The organism is Nitrospirillum guanabarense, assembly GCF_034653355.1.
In the GTDB taxonomy this organism is placed as follows: Bacteria; Pseudomonadota; Alphaproteobacteria; order Azospirillales; family Azospirillaceae; genus Nitrospirillum.
The window spans coordinates 368,165-385,552 of record NZ_JAYEER010000003.1; the positions used below are offsets into that span (position 1 = coordinate 368,165).

General features: G+C 66.6%; 16 protein-coding genes, 1 tRNA gene and 1 pseudogene. All 18 read right to left on the reverse strand.

The annotated features are described in order from the left end of the window. Positions 1-10 precede the first annotated feature (10 nt). Positions 11-1,699, reverse strand: a complete 1,689-nt coding sequence (locus UAA55_RS10990) for an NADH-quinone oxidoreductase subunit M (protein ID WP_322952766.1) — start codon at positions 1,697-1,699, stop codon at positions 11-13. A gap of 19 nt (positions 1,700-1,718) precedes the next feature. After that, positions 1,719-3,665: an NADH-quinone oxidoreductase subunit L gene (nuoL, locus tag UAA55_RS10995; protein ID WP_322952767.1), complete on the reverse strand. Its 1,947-nt coding sequence runs from the start codon at positions 3,663-3,665 to the stop codon at positions 1,719-1,721. Between the two features lie 5 nt (positions 3,666-3,670). Next, complete coding sequence (gene nuoK / locus UAA55_RS11000; protein WP_040846291.1) at positions 3,671-3,979, reverse strand: NADH-quinone oxidoreductase subunit NuoK; 309 nt, start codon at positions 3,977-3,979, stop codon at positions 3,671-3,673. 15 nt (positions 3,980-3,994) lie between these two features. Then, positions 3,995-4,603, reverse strand: coding sequence for an NADH-quinone oxidoreductase subunit J (locus UAA55_RS11005; protein WP_322952768.1), 609 nt, complete (start codon positions 4,601-4,603; stop codon positions 3,995-3,997). A 164-nt stretch (positions 4,604-4,767) separates the two neighbouring features. Then, positions 4,768-5,256, reverse strand: a complete 489-nt coding sequence (gene nuoI, locus UAA55_RS11010) for an NADH-quinone oxidoreductase subunit NuoI (RefSeq protein WP_088873695.1) — start codon at positions 5,254-5,256, stop codon at positions 4,768-4,770. A 90-nt stretch (positions 5,257-5,346) separates the two neighbouring features. Further along, positions 5,347-6,366: an NADH-quinone oxidoreductase subunit NuoH gene (gene nuoH / locus UAA55_RS11015; RefSeq protein WP_322952769.1), complete on the reverse strand. Its 1,020-nt coding sequence runs from the start codon at positions 6,364-6,366 to the stop codon at positions 5,347-5,349. Further along, a complete protein-coding gene (gene nuoG, locus UAA55_RS11020) occupies positions 6,359-8,425 on the reverse strand; it encodes an NADH-quinone oxidoreductase subunit NuoG (protein ID WP_322952770.1) in 2,067 nt (688 codons plus the stop codon). The genes nuoH and nuoG overlap by 8 nt, the downstream gene beginning before the upstream one ends. Before the next feature lie 20 nt (positions 8,426-8,445). Further along, positions 8,446-9,726, reverse strand: a complete 1,281-nt coding sequence (nuoF, locus tag UAA55_RS11025; RefSeq protein WP_322917608.1) for an NADH-quinone oxidoreductase subunit NuoF — start codon at positions 9,724-9,726, stop codon at positions 8,446-8,448. 5 nt (positions 9,727-9,731) lie between these two features. Beyond that, the gene (gene nuoE, locus UAA55_RS11030; RefSeq protein ID WP_040849819.1) at positions 9,732-10,364 is read right to left on the reverse strand and encodes an NADH-quinone oxidoreductase subunit NuoE; all 633 of its coding nucleotides are present in this window, start codon (positions 10,362-10,364) and stop codon (positions 9,732-9,734) included. Further along, on the reverse strand, positions 10,361-11,554 hold the full coding sequence (locus tag UAA55_RS11035) for an NADH-quinone oxidoreductase subunit D (protein ID WP_322952771.1): 1,194 nt from the start codon (positions 11,552-11,554) through the stop codon (positions 10,361-10,363). Before UAA55_RS11035 ends, nuoE begins: the two co-directional genes overlap by 4 nt. 8 nt (positions 11,555-11,562) lie before the next feature. Next, a complete protein-coding gene (locus UAA55_RS11040; RefSeq protein ID WP_322952772.1) occupies positions 11,563-12,210 on the reverse strand; it encodes an NADH-quinone oxidoreductase subunit C in 648 nt (215 codons plus the stop codon). A 21-nt stretch (positions 12,211-12,231) separates the two neighbouring features. Next, positions 12,232-12,803, reverse strand: a pseudogene (locus UAA55_RS11045) (NuoB/complex I 20 kDa subunit family protein). 81 nt (positions 12,804-12,884) lie between these two features. Continuing rightward, positions 12,885-13,253: an NADH-quinone oxidoreductase subunit A gene (locus tag UAA55_RS11050; RefSeq protein WP_040849814.1), complete on the reverse strand. Its 369-nt coding sequence runs from the start codon at positions 13,251-13,253 to the stop codon at positions 12,885-12,887. 447 nt (positions 13,254-13,700) lie between these two features. After that, positions 13,701-13,777 (reverse strand) — tRNA-Asp (locus UAA55_RS11055). A 176-nt stretch (positions 13,778-13,953) separates the two neighbouring features. Beyond that, positions 13,954-14,178, reverse strand: coding sequence for a hypothetical protein (locus UAA55_RS11060; protein ID WP_322952773.1), 225 nt, complete (start codon positions 14,176-14,178; stop codon positions 13,954-13,956). Positions 14,179-14,392: 214 nt separating this feature from the next. Then, a complete protein-coding gene (locus UAA55_RS11065) occupies positions 14,393-16,078 on the reverse strand; it encodes a Na+/H+ antiporter (RefSeq protein ID WP_322952774.1) in 1,686 nt (561 codons plus the stop codon). A gap of 47 nt (positions 16,079-16,125) precedes the next feature. Further along, the gene (locus UAA55_RS11070; RefSeq protein WP_322952775.1) at positions 16,126-16,338 is read right to left on the reverse strand and encodes a hypothetical protein; all 213 of its coding nucleotides are present in this window, start codon (positions 16,336-16,338) and stop codon (positions 16,126-16,128) included. Then, positions 16,338-17,201, reverse strand: a complete 864-nt coding sequence (locus UAA55_RS11075; protein ID WP_322952776.1) for a hypothetical protein — start codon at positions 17,199-17,201, stop codon at positions 16,338-16,340. The genes UAA55_RS11070 and UAA55_RS11075 overlap by 1 nt, the downstream gene beginning before the upstream one ends. Positions 17,202-17,388: the final 187 nt, after the last annotated feature.

Genomic DNA, 17,388 nt, shown 5'->3' on the forward strand with positions numbered 1-17,388 from the left:
TCCCGCTGGATCAGTGGCCGGCGTCGGGGTTGGCGTCCGCCTTGGGCTCGCTCTGGGCGGGCGCCTCGGCGGGCGTTTCAGTGGGGGGCGTTTCGGTGGTGGACGGCTCGGTGCCCGGCGTCTCGGTGGTCGCCGGGTGGGCGGAGATGGTCCCGGCGTTGGCGGCCGGGACGAAGGCGGAGGCCGGGTTGGCGACCGGCGGGGTCAGACCCTCGGCGGCCAGGGCCTCGCGGTGGTGGGACAGGATGTGGTCCAGCGACGCGGCGTACACGCTGCTGAAGCTCTTCGGATAAACGCCCATCATGATGACGATGGCGACCAGCGGGGCGAAGTAGATGATCTCCTTCGCGTTCAGGTCGGGCATGGCGATCACGTCCGGCTTCTCCAGCTTGCCGTAGAACAGCTTGCGATAGAGCAGCAGCATGTAGGCGGCGCCGAACACCAGGCCGGTGGAGGCGAACAGGCCCACCCAGGTGTTGGCCTCGTACGCGCCCAGCATGGACAGGAACTCACCCACGAAACCCGAGGTGCCGGGCAGCCCGACCGAGGCCAGCATGAACAGCATGAACACCACGGCGTACTTGGGCATGTTGTGCGCCATGCCGCCGTAGCGCGCGATCTCACGGGTGTGCAGGCGGTTGTAGACCACGCCGATGCAGAGGAAGAGGGCCGCCGACACCACGGTGTGCGACAGCATCTGGAACATGGCGCCGTCCAGGCCCTGGGCGTTGGCGGAGAAGATGCCCATGCTGACGTAACCCATGTGGGCCACGGAGGAATAGGCGATCATCTTCTTCATGTCGGTCTGCGCCAGCGCCACCAGCGAGGTGTAGATGATGGCGACGACCGACATCACGAACACCAGGTTGGTGTAGGTGGCCGAGCCGATGGGCAGCATCTGCAGGTTGGCGCGGATCAGACCGTAACCGCCCATCTTCAGCATGACGCCGGCCAGCATGACGGAGCCGGCGGTCGGCGCCTCCACGTGGGCGAAGGGCAGCCAGGTGTGGAACGGCCACATCGGGGTCTTCACCGCGAAGGCGGCGAAGAAGGCCAGCCACAGGATCTTCTGCATCGACGGATCGAAGGTGTGGTCCAGCATCACCCGCATGTCCATCGTGCCGACCTGCAGGTACATGGCGACGATGGCCAGCAGCATCAGGACGGAGCCGATGAAGGTGTAGATGAAGAACTTGTAGGCGGCGTAGATGCGCCCCGGACCACCCCACACGCCGATCATCAGGAACATCGGCAGCAGGACACCTTCGAAGAAGATGTAGAACAGGATGAAGTCCAGCGCGGTGAACATGCCGACCAGCATGGTCTCCAGCAGCAGGAGCGACATCATGAACTCCTTCACCCGCTTCTCGATGCTGTCCCAGGAGGCCAGCACGCAGACGGGGGTGAGGAAGGTCGAGGCCAGCACGAACCAGACGGACACGCCGTCGATGCCGCGCAGGTACTGGATGCCCAATGCCGGGATCCAGCTGTGTTCCTCCACCAACTGGAAACCGGCGCTGGAGGGGTCGAACTTCACCAGGATGAACAGCGAAACGATGAAGGTGAGAAGCGAGGTCGCGAGGGCGATCGCCTTCGCGTTCCGCGCCACGGCCTGTTCTTCGCCGCGCACCAGCAGGATGAGTAGGGCGCCAATCGACGGAAGGAACGTCGTCAGCGACAGGATCGGCCAATCAGCCATCTTAGATGCCTCGTCCTGCTCAGGGCTTGAAGTAGAACCAGCCGACCAGCGCGACCACGCCGATCACCATGGCGAATGCGTAATGGTAGACGTACCCGGACTGCAGACGGCTGACGCCGGCGGCCACACCGCGGGTGGTCTTGGCGACGCCATCGGGGCCGAGGCCGTCGATGATGGCGCCGTCGCCAGCCTTCCACAGGCCGAAGCCGAGAACCTGGGCCGGCTTCACGAACACCACGTCGTAAATCTGGTCGAAGAAGTACTTGTTGAAGACCAGCACGTGCAGCGGCTTCACGATCTTGGTGAAGGTCGCCGGGATGCCGGGCGCGACCATATAGCAGACATAGGCCAGGGCGATGCCGGCCAGACCCACCAACAGCGGCAGAAGGCCAACCCACTCCGGCCCCTCGTGGGCGGCGTGGATGCTGTCATGGGCGTGCAGGACCTGGATGGCGCCGCGCCAGAACTCGGCGCGGGCGGCATGGCCGACGAACCACTCGTAGCCGCCGATACCGGCGACCAGGGCGCCGATGGCCAGCACGGTCAGCGGACCGGTCATGACCAGCGGGCTTTCATGCACGTGGTCCATGACCTCCTTCGAGGCGCGCGGCTTGCCATGGAAGGTCATGATCAGCAGGCGCCAGGAGTAGAAGGCGGTCATGAAGGCGGCGGCGATGCCCAGCCAGTAGGCGAAGTGGCCGACGGCGGTGCCGGAGCCGTAGGCGGCCTCCAGCACGATGTCCTTGGAGTAGAAGCCGGCGAAACCATACACGCCCGGAATACCGACACCGGCCAGGGCCAGGTTGCCGATCCACATCACCGCGTAAGTGAAGGGGATCAGCCTGGCGATGCCGCCCATCTTGCGCATGTCCTGCTCACCCGACATGGCGTGGATGACGGAACCGGCGCCCAGGAACAGCAGGGCCTTGAAGAAGGCGTGGGTCATCAGGTGGAAGATGGCGGCCTGGTAGGCCGACACGCCGATGGCGAAGAACATGTAGCCCAGCTGGCTCATCGTCGAATAGGCGATGACGCGCTTGATGTCGAACTGGGTCATGCCGATCGTCGCGGCGACGAAGGCGGTCAGGGCGCCCAGCACCGTCACCACGGCCAGGGCGGCGGGGGCGTATTCGAACACCGGGCTCATGCGGGCCAGCATGAACACGCCGGCGGTCACCATGGTGGCGGCGTGGATGAGGGCCGACACCGGGGTCGGGCCTTCCATCGCGTCCGGCAGCCAGGTGTGCAGGCCCAGCTGGGCCGACTTGCCCATGGCGCCGACGAACAGCAGCAGGCAGGCGCAGTCCAGCGCCGACACGTGCCAACCAAGGAAGTTGAAGGTGGCGTGGGCCTTGCCGGCGGCGGCCGGGAAGATCGTGCCGAACTCGACGCTGCCGAAGATGATGAAAATCGAGAAGATGCCCAGCGCGAAACCGAAGTCGCCCACGCGGTTCACCAAGAACGCCTTCATGGAGGCGTCGTTGGCGCTCTTCTTCTCGAACCAGAAGTTGATCAGCAGGTAGGAGGCGACACCGACGCCCTCCCAACCGAAGAACATCTGCACCAGGTTGTCCGACGTCACCAGCATGAGCATCATGAAGGTGAACAGGCTGAGGTAGGACATGAACCGGGGCTTGTCCGGGTCATGGCTCATGTAGCCGACGGAGTAGATGTGGACCATGGTCGACACGCCGTTGACCACGATCAGCATGACCGCCGTCAGGGTGTCGACGCGCAGGGCCCAATCGACGTGGAAGTCGCCGCTGGCAACCCAGTTGGCCAGCGGAACCACGGTGGCATGACCATTCACGGCCACGTCGATGAACAGGATGACGGACAGGACCAGCGCGACCACCATGGCGCCACAGGTGACGAGCTGGGAACCCAGGTCACCGATGCGGCGGCCGAAGAAGCCGGCGATGAACGCCGCGAGGAGCGGCAGGAAGATTGCAGCGATAACGGCCATGGCCCTCAACCCTTCATCAGGTTGATGTCCTCAACCGCGATCGAGCCACGGTTGCGGAAGTAGATGACGAGGATGGCGAGGCCGATGGCGGCCTCGGCAGCCGCCACGGTCAGGATGAACAGGGCGAAGACCTGTCCCACGAGATCGTGCAGGAAGACCGAGAAGGCGACGAGGTTGATGTTGACAGCGAGCAGGATCAGCTCGATCGACATCAGGATGATGATGACGTTGCGGCGGTTCAGGAAGATGCCGAACACGCCCAGGATGAACAGGATGGCCGCCACCGACAGGTAGTGGCCCAGACCGATATCCATCATGTTTTCCATGGCTTACACGCCCTCCCCGGTCTGGACCTTGACCACGGCCACCACGTCCTCGCGGCGGCGGGCCAGCTGGTCGGCGATGACCTGGCGGCGCACGCCCTTGCGCGAGCGCAGGGTCAGCACGATGGCGCCGATCATGGCGACCAGCAGCACCAGGCCCGAGGCCTCGAAGATGAAGGCGTATTGGGTGTAGAGCAGGTCGCCCAGCGCCTGGGCGTTGCCCACGCTTTCCGGCGTCGGCGCCGCGCGGACGCTGTCGGCCGAACCGGCGTAGACCCAGCCGGAGATCACCAGGCCCAGTTCCGCCAGCAGGGCCGCCCCCACGGCGAGACCCGCCGGCAGGTAGCGCAGGAAGCCCTTACGCAGTTCCTGGAAGTTGATGTCCAGCATCATGACGACGAAGAGGAACAGCACCGCCACGGCGCCCACGTAGACGATGACCAGGATCATCGCCACGAACTCCGCCCCGATCAGCACGAACAGGCCGGCCGCGTTGAAGAAGGCCAGGATCAGGAACAGGACGGAGTGCACCGGGTTGCGCGCCGTGATCACCAGCATGCCGGCCAGCACCAGCACGGCGGCGAACAGATAGAAGGCGAGAGCGGGCAGTATCATCGGCGGCTCTCCTTCCGGTGCGGGTTGCGGACGTTGGCGATCAAGATTTCTCTCCGGTAACCGGGCCCATCAGCTGGGTCCCCGACCCTACGTCGGGGGCGCTGGCGGTCCCGCGCGCGGGTGTCACGGGGTTAGGCGTCACAAGGCGTCAAAGGCGCTAAGGCTCAGCGGTAGGGCGCATCCGCGGCGATGTTGGCCGCCAGCAGGGGCTCCCACCGGTCGCCGTTCGCCAGCAGCTTTTCCTTGTTGTAGAAAAGCTCCTCACGCGTCTCGGTCGCGAACTCGATGTTCGGGCCCTCGACGATGGCGTCCACCGGGCAGGCCTCCTGGCAGAGACCGCAGTAGATGCACTTGGTCATGTCGATGTCGTAGCGGGTGGTCCGGCGCGAGCCGTCCTCACGGGGTTCCGCTTCGATGGTGATGGCCAGGGCCGGGCACACCGCTTCGCACAGCTTGCAGGCGATGCAGCGCTCTTCCCCGTTAGGATAGCGGCGCAGCGCGTGTTCGCCGCGGAAGCGGGGGCTGAGCGGGCTGCGCTCATACGGATAGTTGAGCGTCACCCGGGGCTTGAACATGTAGCTGAACGTCAGGGCGAAGCCCTTCACCAGCTCGGTCATGAACAGGCCGCGCGCCGTGCGGTCGAGCCAGGCCATGTCGTCACCTCATTCCTTGATGCGGGGGGCGGCTCCCCCGCGGTCACAAGTCAGTACTCGAAGTCCCGCCCGGGGCGGGGACGCATCCGGTCAGTGCGGCAGCTTGTCGAAGTAGACAAGGAAGCCGGCGGTCAGGACCACCCACACCAGGGAGAAGGGCAGGAAGACCTTCCAACCCAGGCGCATCAGCTGGTCATAACGGTAGCGGGGCAGCGTGCCGCGCACCCAGATGAACACGAACATCAGCAGGCAGATCTTGATGATCAGGTTCAGCGAACCGGGGATGAAGCCGAGGAAGGGGAACGGCTGCCAGCCACCCAGGAACAGGATGGAGGTCATGCCGCTCATCAGGATCATGCTGATGTATTCGCCCAGGAAGAACAGGGCGAAGGCCATGGCCGAGTATTCGGTGTGGAAACCGCCCACCAGCTCGGACTCGCCTTCCGGCAAGTCGAAGGGGGCGCGGTTGGTTTCCGCGAGCGCCGAGATGAAGAACACCACGAACATGGGGAACAGCGGAATGCAGAACCACAGGTGGGACTGCGCCCGGACGATGTCCGACAGGTTCAGCGAGCCGACGCACAGCAGCACGGTGATGATGACGAAGCCGATGGAGACTTCGTAGGACACCATCTGCGCCGCGGAGCGCAGGCCGCCCAGGAAGGCGTATTTCGAGTTGGACGCCCAGCCCGACATGATGATGCCGTAGACGCCCAGCGAGCTGATGGCGAAGAGGTAGAGCACGCCGACATTGATGTCGGACAGCACCAAGCCCTCACCGAAGGGAATGACCGCCCAGGCCACCAGCGCCAGGATGAAGGTCAGCATGGGGGCGACCAGGAAGACGGCGCGGTTGGCGCCGGCCGGGATGATCGTCTCCTTGGTCAGCAGCTTCAGGCCGTCGGCGAACGGCTGCAGCAGACCGAAGGGGCCGACAAGGATGGGACCCTGGCGCAACTGGATGGCGGCCAGCACCTTGCGTTCCATGTACGTCATCATGGCCATCGCGATCAGCAACGGCACCGTGATCACCAGGATCTTCAGGATGATCGCCACCAGGGTCGCCCAGGTGAGGGGCAAGCCCAGGTGCAGGGCGAGGAAATCAGCCATGGGTACCGGTCCTCTCGGCAACGGCGGGCGACACGAAGGCCTCCGTGCATTCGGCCATGGTGGCCGAGGCGCGGCTGATCGCGTCGGTCATGTAGAAGTTCTCCACCGGCAGGGTGAAGGGGGCGGCGGCCACGGCACCGGCTGTGCCGAAGGCACCCCAGGCGGCCGGCGTGACGCGGTCGATCTGGGCGAACACCGGGTTGGCGTCGGCCAGCCGCTTGCGCAGCTGCTGCAGGGTGTCATACGGCAGCGGCTTGCCCAGGGCGCCGGACAGCGCGCGGATGATCTTCCAATCCTCGCGCGCCTCGCCCACCGGGAAGGTGGCCTGGCGGGTGTGCTGGGCGCGGCCCTCGGTGTTGACGTAGGTCGCGTTCTTCTCGGTGTAGGCGGCACCCGGCAGGATGACGTCGGCGCGATGGGCGCCCCGGTCGCCGTGGTGGCCCTGGTAGATCACGAAGGCGCGGCCGAAGTTCTGAGCGTCGATCTCATCGGCACCCAGCAGGTAGACCACCTCGACCTCGCCCTTGCGGGCGCCGTCCAGGATGCCGGCCAGGTCACGACCGCCCTTGGCGGGCAAGAAGCCCAGGTCCAGGGCGCCGACGCGCGAGGCCGCGCGGTGCAGAACGTTGAAGCCGTTCCAGTCCTCACGCACCAAGCCGCAGGCCTCGGCCACCGCGCGGGCGGCGGCCCAGACGGCGGCGCCGTCCGGACGGGCCAGGGCGCCGGAGCCCAGGATCAGCAGGGGCTTCTTGGCGGCCTTCAGCGTCTCAGCGTAGGGGTGGCTGCCGTCGGCGATGGCGGTCAGCAGCGTGGCGTCGTTGCCCAGGTGCTCGATGGGGAAGGTCAGGTCGACGCGCGGGCCCAGCACGGTGACGGTCAGGCCGCCCTGCAGATAGCGCTTGCGGATGCGGGCGTTGACCAGGCTGCCTTCCCAGCGCGGGTTGGTGCCGATCAGGAGGATCTGGTCCGCTTGCTCGATGCCCGCGATGGTGCTGTTGAAGATGTAGCCAGCGCGGGACGCCGCGTCGATCGCGCTGCCGTCCTGGCGGCTTTCCAGGCTGGCGACACCCATGCCGCCCAGCAGGTCCTTCAGGGCCAGCAGGCTTTCGGCGTCGGCCAGGTCGCCGGCGATGGCGGCGATCTTCTCCGGCGCCGCACCCTTCAGCTTGGAGGCGGTCAGGGCCAAGGCCTCTTCCCACGAGGCGGCACGCAACTTGCCGTTCTCGCGGATGTAGGGGCGGTCCAGGCGCTGGCGCTTCAGGCCGTCATGGGCGTAGCGGGTCTTGTCGCTGATCCATTCCTCGTTCACCGCCTCGTTCAGGCGGGGGAGGATGCGCAGCACTTCGCCGCCGCGGGTGTCGATGCGGATGTTGGACCCGACGGCGTCCAGGACGTCCACCGATTCCGTCTTGCGCAGTTCCCAGGGGCGGGCGGTGAAGGCGTAGGGCTTGGAGGTCAGCGCGCCCACCGGGCACACGTCCACCAGGTTGCCCGACAGCTCGGACGAGACGGCGGCCTCGACGTAGGTGCCGATCTCCATATGCTCGCCACGGCCGGTGGCGCCCATCACGGACACGCCCGCGATCTCGTCGCTGAAGCGGATGCAGCGCGTGCAGTGGATGCAGCGCGTCATGATCGTCTTGATCAGCGGGCCCAGGTTCTTGTCCTTGACCGCGCGCTTTTCCTCGCCGTAGCGGCCGCGGTCGAAACCGTAGCCCACGGCCTGGTCCTGCAGGTCGCACTCGCCGCCCTGGTCGCAGATGGGGCAGTCCAGCGGGTGGTTGATGAGCAGGAACTCCATCACCCCCTTGCGCGCCTTGTGCACGGTGTCGGTGTCGGTCTTGATCACCATGCCTTCGCCGCAGGGCATGGCGCAGCTGGCGATGGGCTTGGGGGCCTTCTCCATCTCCACCAGGCACATGCGGCAGTTGGCCGGGACCGACAGCTTCTCGTGATAGCAGAAGCGCGGAACCTCGATGCCCAGCTGCTCGCAGGCCTGCAGCACGGAGGTGCCAGGCGCCACTTCAAGCTCGATACCGTCGATGGTCAGTTTCGGCATGTCTCAAATCCTTCCACCGATCACTCGGCAGCGATGCTCTGGCGATAATCGGCGATGCGGCGTTCCATCTCCGGACGGAAATGCCGGATCAGGCCCTGCACGGGCCAGGCGGCGGCATCGCCCAGGGCGCAGATGGTGCGGCCTTCGATCTGCTTGGTGACGTCCTGCAGCATGTCGATCTCTTCCAGGCGGGCCTGGCCACGGACCATGCGGTCCATGACGCGGGCCAGCCAGCCGGTGCCTTCGCGGCAGGGCGTGCACTGGCCGCAGCTCTCATGCATGTAGAACTTCGACAAGCGGGCGATGGCGCGGACGATGTCGGTGGACTTGTCCATGACGATCACGGCCGCCGTGCCCAGGCCGGACCCGACCTCGCGCAGGCTGTCGAAATCCATCAGCACGGTGTCGCAGACGCTCTTGGGCATCACCGGCACGGAGGAGCCGCCGGGGATGACGGCCAGCAGGTTGTCCCAGCCGCCGCGCACGCCGCCCGCATGGCGCTCGATGAGCTCCTTCAGCGGGATGCCCATCTCCTCTTCCACGTTGCACGGCTTGTTCACGTGGCCGGAGATGCAGAACAGCTTGGTGCCCACGTTCTTGGGGCGGCCGATGCCGGCGAACCAGGCGGGGCCGCGGCGCAGGATGGTGGGGACGCCCGCGATGCTTTCCACGTTGTTGACCGTGGTCGGGCGGGAATACAGGCCGGCGTTGGCGGGGAACGGCGGCTTGTTGCGCGGCTGGCCCTTCTTGCCCTCGATGGACTCGATGAGCGCCGTCTCCTCGCCGCAGATGTAGGCGCCCGCGCCCTTGTGCAGGTAGATGTCGTAGTCGTAGCCGCTGCCGCAGGCGTTCTTGCCGATCAGGCCGGCGGCGTACGCCTCGTCGATGGCGACCTGGACGTTGGACGCCTCGTTGTAGAACTCGCCGCGGATGTAGATGTAGCAGGCGGTGGCGCCGATGGCGAAACCGGCGATCAGGCAGCCTTCGATCAGCTTGTGCGGATCGTGGCGCAGGATCTCACGGTCCTTGCAGGTGCCGGGCTCGCCCTCGTCGGCGTTGATCACCAGGTAGACGGGGCCATCCACCTTCTTGGGCATGAAGGACCACTTCAGGCCGGTGGAGAAACCGGCGCCGCCGCGGCCGCGCATGCCCGATTCCTTCACCTGCTCGATGATGGTGTCGCGGCCACGGGCCAGGATGTCCTTGGTGCCATCCCAGTCGCCGCGCTTGCGGGCGGCTTCCAGGCGGAAGTCCTCATAGCCGTAGAGGTTGGTGTAGATGCGGTCTTCGTCGCGCAACATCGGCCTTACTCCTGCGACGCCGGCTTGACGCCGTTACGCTGCGCCATCTCGGTCAGGGTCGTCGGACCGCCGATGGGCGCGGAATTGATGCGGCCGTTCTGCGGGCCGGGCTTGGGCGTCTCGCCCCGGATCAGGGTGTCCAGCAGCGCCTCGGTGGAGGGGCCGTCCAGGTCCTCGTAATAGATGTCGTTGAGCGAGATGACCGGCGCGTTGACGCAGGCGCCGGCGCATTCCACCTCAACCACTGTGAACTGACCGTCGGCCGTGGTCTCGCCCGGGCCGATGCCCAGCTTGCGCTTGCACGCCGCCAGCACCTCGTCCGACCCGCGCAGCCAGCACGGGGTGGTCGTGCAGACCTGCACGAAGTGCTTACCCACCGGCTTCAGGTTGTACATGGTGTAGAAGCTGGCGACCTCGTACACGCGGATGGGGGCCATGCCCAGCATGCCGGCGACGTAGTCCATGGCGGCGCGGGGCAGCCAGTTGTCGTGCTGGCGCTGGGCCAGGTCCAACAGGGGCATCACGGCGCTCGCCTGGCGGCCTTCCGGATACTTGGCGATGATCCGCTGGGCCAGGGCCAGGTTGTCGGCGGTGAATTCGAAGGTCGCCGGACCGGCTGGGGTCTCGGAAGCGCTCATCGGTCGATCTCTCCGAACACGACATCGATGGAGCCGATGATCGCGACGGCGTCGGCGAGCATGTGGCCCCGGGACATGAAATCAACACCCTGCAGATGGGCGATGCCCGTCGGCCGGATCTTGCAGCGATAGGGACGGTTGGACCCGTCGGAGACCAGGTACACGCCAAACTCGCCCTTGGGCAATTCGGTGGCGGTGTAAGTCTCGCCGGCGGGGACGTGGTAGCCCTCGGTGTACAGCTTGAAGTGATGGATCAGCGATTCCATCGAGCGCTTCATGTCGCCACGCGGCGGCGGGGCGATCTTGCGGTCGTCCACCTTCACGGCGCCAGGAGTTTGGCGCAGCTTGGCCACGGCCTGCTGCACGATCCGGTTGGACTGCCGCATCTCCTCCACGCGCACCAGGTAGCGGGCGTAGCAGTCGCCGGTCTTGCCCACGGCGACGTCGAAGTCGTACTCGGCGTAGGTATCGTAGGGCTGGGCCTTGCGCAGGTCCCATGGGATGCCGGAGGCGCGCAGCACCGGGCCGGTGAAGCCCCAGGCCAGCGCCTCGTCACCCGAGACGATGCCGATGTCGACCAAGCGCTGCTTGAAGATGCGGTTGGCCGTCAGCAGGCCTTCCACGTCGTCGACGAACTTCTCGAACTTGGCCGCGTAGGCCTCGATGTCGTCCAGCATGCCAACCGGCAGGTCCTGGTGGACACCGCCCACGCGGAAGTAGTTGGCGTGCATCCGGGCGCCCGACACCCGCTCGTAGAACTCCATGAGCAGCTCGCGCTCCTCGAAGCCCCACAGGGCCGGGGTCAGCGCGCCCACGTCCATGGCGAACGTGGTGACGTTCAGCAGGTGGTTCAGGATGCGGGTCAGCTCGGCGAACAGCACGCGGATGTGCTGCGCGCGCTTGGGCGGGGTGATACCCAGCAGCTTCTCCGCGGCCAGGACGAAGCTGTGCTCTTCCGACATCGGCGAGACATAGTCCAGCCGGTCGAAATAGGGCATCGCCTGGATGTAGGTCTTGTACTCGATGAGCTTCTCGGTGCCGCGATGCAGCAGACCGATGTGCGGGTCCGCCCGCTCCACGATCTCGCCGTCCATCTCCAGAACCAGGCGCAACACGCCGTGGGCGGCGGGATGCTGCGGCCCGAAGTTCATCGTGTAGGGTTTGATTTGGCTTTCGACAGGATTGGCCATGGCCGATCTCACTTCTTCACGCCGCCGTCGCGCAGCGACGCGCCCAGCGGGATGACCGCCTTCTCGTCGCCCGGCAGTTGCACATCGGTCATCGCCTCCCAGGGCGACATGAAATCAAAGGCCCGGAAGTCCTGCGTCAGCTTCACCGGCTCATAGACGACGCGCTTCTGCTCGTCGTCGTAGCGGACCTCGACGTAGCCCGTCAGGGGGAAGTCCTTGCGCAGGGGATGACCCTCGAAACCGTAGTCGGTCAGGATGCGGCGCAGGTCGGGATGGCCCGCGAAGAACACGCCGAACATGTCCCAGGTCTCGCGCTCGTACCAGCCGGCGGCCGGGAACAGCGGGACGCAGGACGGGACGGGCGTATCCTCATCCGTGGTGACCTTCACCCGCGCGCGCAGGTTCTTGGACACCGACAGCAGCATGTAGTTGACCTCGAACCGCTCCGGCTTGGACGGCCAGTCCACCGCGGTCACGTCGACCAGCTGGGTGAAACGGCAGCCGGCGTCGTCGCGCAGCACGGTCAGGGTCTGCAGCAGGCCCTCGCGGGTGGCGCGGACCACCAGCTCGCCGTTCTGGATCTCGGTGCCGGTCACGGCGCCCGGCAGGGCCGCCGCGATCTTGGCGCCCAGCGCCTGTAGGGTTTCTTCGTTCATTCCCGATCCCTCGAGGGCCGCTTAGCGCCGAACCAGGCGGTTACCGCCCTTGATCTTCTTCTGCAGCTGCAGCACGCCGTAGACCAGCGCCTCAGCCGTGGGGGGCAGCCCGGAACGTAGATGTCCACGGGCACGATGCGGTCGCAGCCGCGCACCACGGAATAGCTGTAGTGGTAATAGCCGCCGCCGTTGGCGCAAGAGCCCATGGAGATGACCCAGCGCGGCTCCGCCATCTGGTCGTAGACCTTGCGCAGGGCCGGGGCCATCTTGTTGCACAGGGTGCCGGCCACGATCATCACGTCCGACTGACGCGGGCTGGGACGCGGGATCACGCCGAACCGGTCCAGGTCGAAGCGGCTCATGTAGGCGTGGATCATTTCCACAGCACAGCAGGCCAGGCCGAAGGTCATGGGCCACAGCGACCCGGTGCGCGCCCACTCCTGCAGGGCGTCCAGCTTGGCGACGACGAAGCCCTTATCCTGCAACTCCGTCGTCACGGCCTTGATGTAGGCGTCCTGGGCGGGGCCCGGCGGCAGGGGCGCGCCCGCACCGGCGGGAACACCGGCGGGGGAAACGGAAGAGTGGGTTGGCAAAGACGTCACGGGTCTGGCTCCGGTGTGAACGGGCAGCGATGCGAAGAAACGAGAGGGAAAAGGCTCAAGCGCTGTCCGGGATCACTCCCAGTCCAGCGCGCCCTTCTTCCATTCGTAGATGAAGCCGATGGTCAGGATGCCCAGGAAGGCCATCATCGACCAGAAGCCGAACAGGCCGATGCGACCCAGCGACACGGCCCAAGGGAACAGGAAAGCCACTTCCAGGTCGAAGATGATGAACAGGATGGCGACCAGATAGAAGCGCACGTCGAACTTGCTGCGGGCGTCGTTGAACGGTTCGAAGCCGCATTCGTACGCCGACAGCTTCTCGCTATCCGGCTTCTGCTTGGCGACCAGCATGGAGCCGAAGACCATGGCCGCCGCGATCACCCCGGCGATGGCCAGGAAGATGATGATCGGCAGATACTGGCTCAGCAGCTCGGTGGACATAACCTGACTGGACATGAGTGTGCCCCAAATTTCGTCCCGGTTGGCCCGACGGGGCTTGCGGAAGGTGCCAGCCGCAACCAAGTGCATGAAGCCCAGGCCCACACATCTGATTGTCGGTTTTTGGCCCCACCCGGCCTGCCCGCCGGTTCTGGACATAACCTCCGAACCCATGCGGGGGTCCGGACGCCTGCAACAAAAGCCCGGCTTGGGGCCGGGCGTGTTGGAATATAGGCGGGTGCCGTGCCCAAGGAAAGCAAATTACGCCATGCGCCCCGCAGGGGCCAAGGCGCTGAAAATATAGGGGAAATGGCTTAAATCAGAGTTGTTGAGAGCCACTCTCAACCGCCGCTCTACCGCAGGTGCGAGAACCCCGGAAAGCAAGCAGGCCGCGCTGTTGCCAGCGCGGCCTTGCTAAGGCATCGAACATCCTGTCAGAGTTCGATGAAGTGGCGCGAGTGACGGGACTTGAACCCGCGGCCTCCGGCGTGACAGGCCGGCGCTCTAACCAACTGAGCTACACCCGCGTCGTTCGCAACTTTGCTTTCTGGCCTTATTTCGCGCCGTTCGTTTCATCGTCCGGTGCGTTTCGCGCCGCCAGCGTCGCTGCGGTGCGCGGTTTGTAGTAAAAACGCCCACCCCTTGTCAAACAAGAAAAACGCGGTGGCGGCGATTTTTTTGATTTTTTTCTAAGCCATTGATATTACGCGACTTTCTGGGCGCGACGCAGGCTGTCCAATCGATCGAGCGCCTCCAGCAGGCGGATGGGCACGCCGCGATGGTCCACGGCGTCGGGCCCGCCGAAAGCCGTCATGCTCAATTCCAGGGCCTGGGCCAGCGGCTCCGCCACCGTCAAGTTGCCCTGCTCCACCGCCAGTTCCAGCGCGCTCAGAATCCGATCGCCCAGACGGCGCTCATCACTCTCCATGACCCTATGCTCCGGTTGGTTGCCAGGCCGGTCTCCCAAGGCCGCTCCCCCAGGTCGCTCCCCGGGCGCCCGCCCGGGGCTCGTGTCAGGGTACCACTTTCCCCGGAACGGCCCGATGGGAAAACGACCACTGCTGTTGGATAGGGGCAGCCATGTGCCCGACGGCCGGCGTAGGCGCCACCGCAAGTGGCAGGTGGTCGGCCCAGGCCGGGGCCTAGAGGACCCGGGAGCGGCCCAGCGAGGCTTCCATCATATCCAGACTGTGCATCATGCGGCGCCACGTCTCATCGCTGATGGCGTGGCTACGGTGCAGGCGCGCCAGTTCATCGCGCTTGGCCCGGACCGCCGTCAGGCGCAACTCCGCCTCGATGGCCAGGCGCCGGCGGCTCTGCGCCCGGGCATCCACCGGCATGTCCGGATCTTCCACCTGGCGGCGGTAGAACTCCATCAGGCGCAAGGCGGCCTCCGCATAGAGGTCGGCCTCGGGCGCGGTGGAAGGCACGGCTTGGTGGGCCTGTTCCAGGCGGCGCAGGGCGGCGTGGGCCAGGGCGGCCTCGGCCACCCTCTCCTCCTCCACCGACGCGTCCTCGCCCGGCATGCTGAAGCCCCGCAGCAGCCAGGGCAGCATCAGGCTGGCCATGGGCAGCGACACCAGGATGACGCCCGAGGCCAGGAAGATGGCGACGTCACGGCCGGGGAAGGGCACGCCCTCGCGCAGCCAGACCGGCAGGGACAGCACGCCCGCCAAGGTGACGGCGCCCCGCACGCCGGCGATGGTGGTGACGCAGACCAGGCGCAGGGTGGAGCCGGCGGGACCGTCGGGCCGCGCGCGTCCCCGCCGCCGGGCGATGGCCCGGCCGGTCAGCAGCGACAGCCAGACCCACACCAGCCGCAGGGCCAGCAGGGCGCCGACGACGGCGACGACATGCAGGCCCAGCCAGGCGAGGCTGACCGGCGTGTCCATGGGCCCGGCGTGGGGTGCCCCCGCCTGCATGGCGATCATGGGCGCCTGAACCAGGATGCCGGGCAGCTGCCAGCCCAGCAGCACGAAGATGACCCCGTTCAGGGTGAACTGGATCATGTCGCTCACAGCCATGCCCTGCAGGCGGGTGGTCACCTGCCCCGATTCCTCCAGGGGCAGCAGGCTCAGGGTCATGCCCGCCGCCACCGCCGCCAGGATGCCGGACATGTCCAGATGCTCCGCCGCCAGATAGGCGGCGAAGGGCACCAGCATCATGCTGAGGATGGTGGCGCCGGGAGAATCGCCCCGAAGGCGGATGATCCAGCTCTGGACCAGGTGCACGGCGGCCACCACGACCACACCCACCAGCAGGCCGCCGCCCGCCGCCCAGAGGAAGGCCACGGCGGCGCCGCCGATGGAAAAGGTGCCGGTGAGCGCCGCGGTCACCGCGAACTGCAGACACACCAGGCCGGAGGCGTCGTTCAGCAGCGCCTCCCCCTCCAATATGTGTTTCAGGCGGCGGGGCATGCCCCCGCCCCCCGTCATGCCCGACACGGCCACGGCGTCGGTGGGCGACAGCACGGCGGCCAAGGCGAAGGCGGTGGACAGGGGAACCGCCGGCAGCAGCCAGTGGATGACGTGCCCCGCCCCCACCACGGTGAACACCACCAGCCCCACCGCCAGGGTCAGGATGATGCCGCCCAGGCGGCGCAGTTCCGCGCCCGGGAATCGCCAGGCGTCCAGGAACAGCAATGGCGGGATGAACACCAGCAGGAAAAGATCGGGGTTGAGGACGATGGGCACGCCCGAGGCCCAGCCCAGGACCGCCCCCAGCGCCACCTGGATCAGGGGCAGGGGCATGCGCGTCACGAAACGGCTGATTCCGCCGGAAACCGCCACGGTCACCAGCAGGATCAGGACGGCGGTCATCGTTTCCATGCGGCGGGTCTAGTCCAGGCGGGGGCGGGCGTTTACAGGCGGGCGAATTAGCGTCCGGAACGGTCCCGGCCCGCCAGCAAGGCCGCCGCCATGATAACGACGCCCAGGACGATGACCAGGGCGTTCATCCACGGACCACCGCCGCGATCGTGGTTCATATCCCAGACGCGCCCGCCGATCATGGCCAAGCCCAGGATGATCAGCAAGATTCGATGCTGGCGGGTTAGCCCGCCGGCCCCGTCAGGCGGCAGGAGACCCATCACCGCCCCTGGCCGCCCGCGGCCGGCAGGACCAGGGCGGCCGTGCCGTCCTGGTTCAAGGCCCGGTGCGCCCGGGCCAGGGCCACGCCCAGCAGGGCGACGCAGATGAAGTTCACCACCGCCATGGCCAGCGTCCACACCAGGCTGACGACCACGTCGGGGGGCGAGGTGGCGCTGGCGGTCAGCCAGTCCCCCATCAGCAGACGGTTTATGAAGAAGCAGGGCACCTGCAGCGCCGCCTGGCTGACCAGCACCACGCCGGTCAGGCGCCAGGCCAGGACGGACGAGGCGTTCCAATAGCGGCCGAAAGCCGGCGCCTCCCCCGCCAGGATGGCCATCAGGCCGATGCCGAGGCGTACGGTGACGTGCAGTGCCAGGACACCCACGGCGATGGCCCCGGCCAGGACGGCCAGCCAAACGCCCGGGCCCGCCTGATCCTCCGACGAAGCATCCGTGACCAGGGCGCGGGCGAACATCAGCACCATCAGGGCGATGAGCAGCATGAAGAAGTAAAGGATCTGCCAGCCTGTGGCGGCCCATTCGTTGCGGCCGAACCCCGGCTGCAGGAAGGTCACCGGTTCCTGGCCCGTGCGGACCCAGCGCCCCCAGGCCGAAAGGGACCGCATGTGCGCCCAAGTCTGGAAGATGACCAGGACCAGGAAGATGAAACCGAACTCGCCCCATTGTTCCTGGTCAGGCTCATGGCCCAGGTATTGGATGCTGCGGAACTGGAAGAACAGGGCGGCGGCCAGGCTGAAGGCCGCCGGCATGCCCAGGAAACGGGCGATGCGCGCGGGTGCGGCGAACACCTCGCGATAAAGGTCGACCACTTCCCCCCAGACCGACTGGCCGTTCGACGCCATGCCCCCTCCAAAACCGGACGCCGTCACCGCCGTCCCCAAATGCGCGACGTCCTCCGATCCCCACCGCGTGAGGGTGAGGATGGAAAGGCCCCGTGCGCTGGCCAGTCACAGAAATGCCCCGTGCCGCTGGGTCGCCCCTATATAGGGGTCCCCGGGCGATGATTACAGGTTTGACCCCCCGGTCAAA

Excerpts from the sequence above, each read along its gene's own strand:
- UAA55_RS11035 (WP_322952771.1), bottom strand. The coding sequence starts at position 11,554 with ATGGCCAATCCTGTCGAAAGCCAAATCAAACCCTACACGATGAACTTC.
- UAA55_RS11075 (WP_322952776.1), bottom strand. The coding sequence starts at position 17,201 with ATGGCGTCGAACGGCCAGTCGGTCTGGGGGGAAGTGGTCGACCTTTAT.
- UAA55_RS10990 (WP_322952766.1), bottom strand. The coding sequence starts at position 1,699 with ATGGCTGATTGGCCGATCCTGTCGCTGACGACGTTCCTTCCGTCGATT.
- nuoK (WP_040846291.1), bottom strand. The coding sequence starts at position 3,979 with ATGGATATCGGTCTGGGCCACTACCTGTCGGTGGCGGCCATCCTGTTC.
- nuoH (WP_322952769.1), bottom strand. The coding sequence starts at position 6,366 with ATGGCTGATTTCCTCGCCCTGCACCTGGGCTTGCCCCTCACCTGGGCG.
- nuoF (WP_322917608.1), bottom strand. The coding sequence starts at position 9,726 with ATGTTGCGCGACGAAGACCGCATCTACACCAACCTCTACGGCTATGAG.
- nuoE (WP_040849819.1), bottom strand. The coding sequence starts at position 10,364 with ATGAGCGCTTCCGAGACCCCAGCCGGTCCGGCGACCTTCGAATTCACC.
- UAA55_RS11060 (WP_322952773.1), bottom strand. The coding sequence starts at position 14,178 with ATGGAGAGTGATGAGCGCCGTCTGGGCGATCGGATTCTGAGCGCGCTG.
- UAA55_RS11005 (WP_322952768.1), bottom strand. The coding sequence starts at position 4,603 with ATGATACTGCCCGCTCTCGCCTTCTATCTGTTCGCCGCCGTGCTGGTG.
- UAA55_RS11040 (WP_322952772.1), bottom strand. The coding sequence starts at position 12,210 with ATGAACGAAGAAACCCTACAGGCGCTGGGCGCCAAGATCGCGGCGGCC.
- nuoI (WP_088873695.1), bottom strand. The coding sequence starts at position 5,256 with ATGGCCTGGCTCGACCGCACGGCGCGCGGCCTGTTCATGACCGAGCTG.
- nuoG (WP_322952770.1), bottom strand. The coding sequence starts at position 8,425 with ATGCCGAAACTGACCATCGACGGTATCGAGCTTGAAGTGGCGCCTGGC.
- UAA55_RS11050 (WP_040849814.1), bottom strand. The coding sequence starts at position 13,253 with ATGTCCACCGAGCTGCTGAGCCAGTATCTGCCGATCATCATCTTCCTG.
- UAA55_RS11070 (WP_322952775.1), bottom strand. The coding sequence starts at position 16,338 with ATGGGTCTCCTGCCGCCTGACGGGGCCGGCGGGCTAACCCGCCAGCAT.
- UAA55_RS11065 (WP_322952774.1), bottom strand. The coding sequence starts at position 16,078 with ATGGAAACGATGACCGCCGTCCTGATCCTGCTGGTGACCGTGGCGGTT.
- nuoL (WP_322952767.1), bottom strand. The coding sequence starts at position 3,665 with ATGGCCGTTATCGCTGCAATCTTCCTGCCGCTCCTCGCGGCGTTCATC.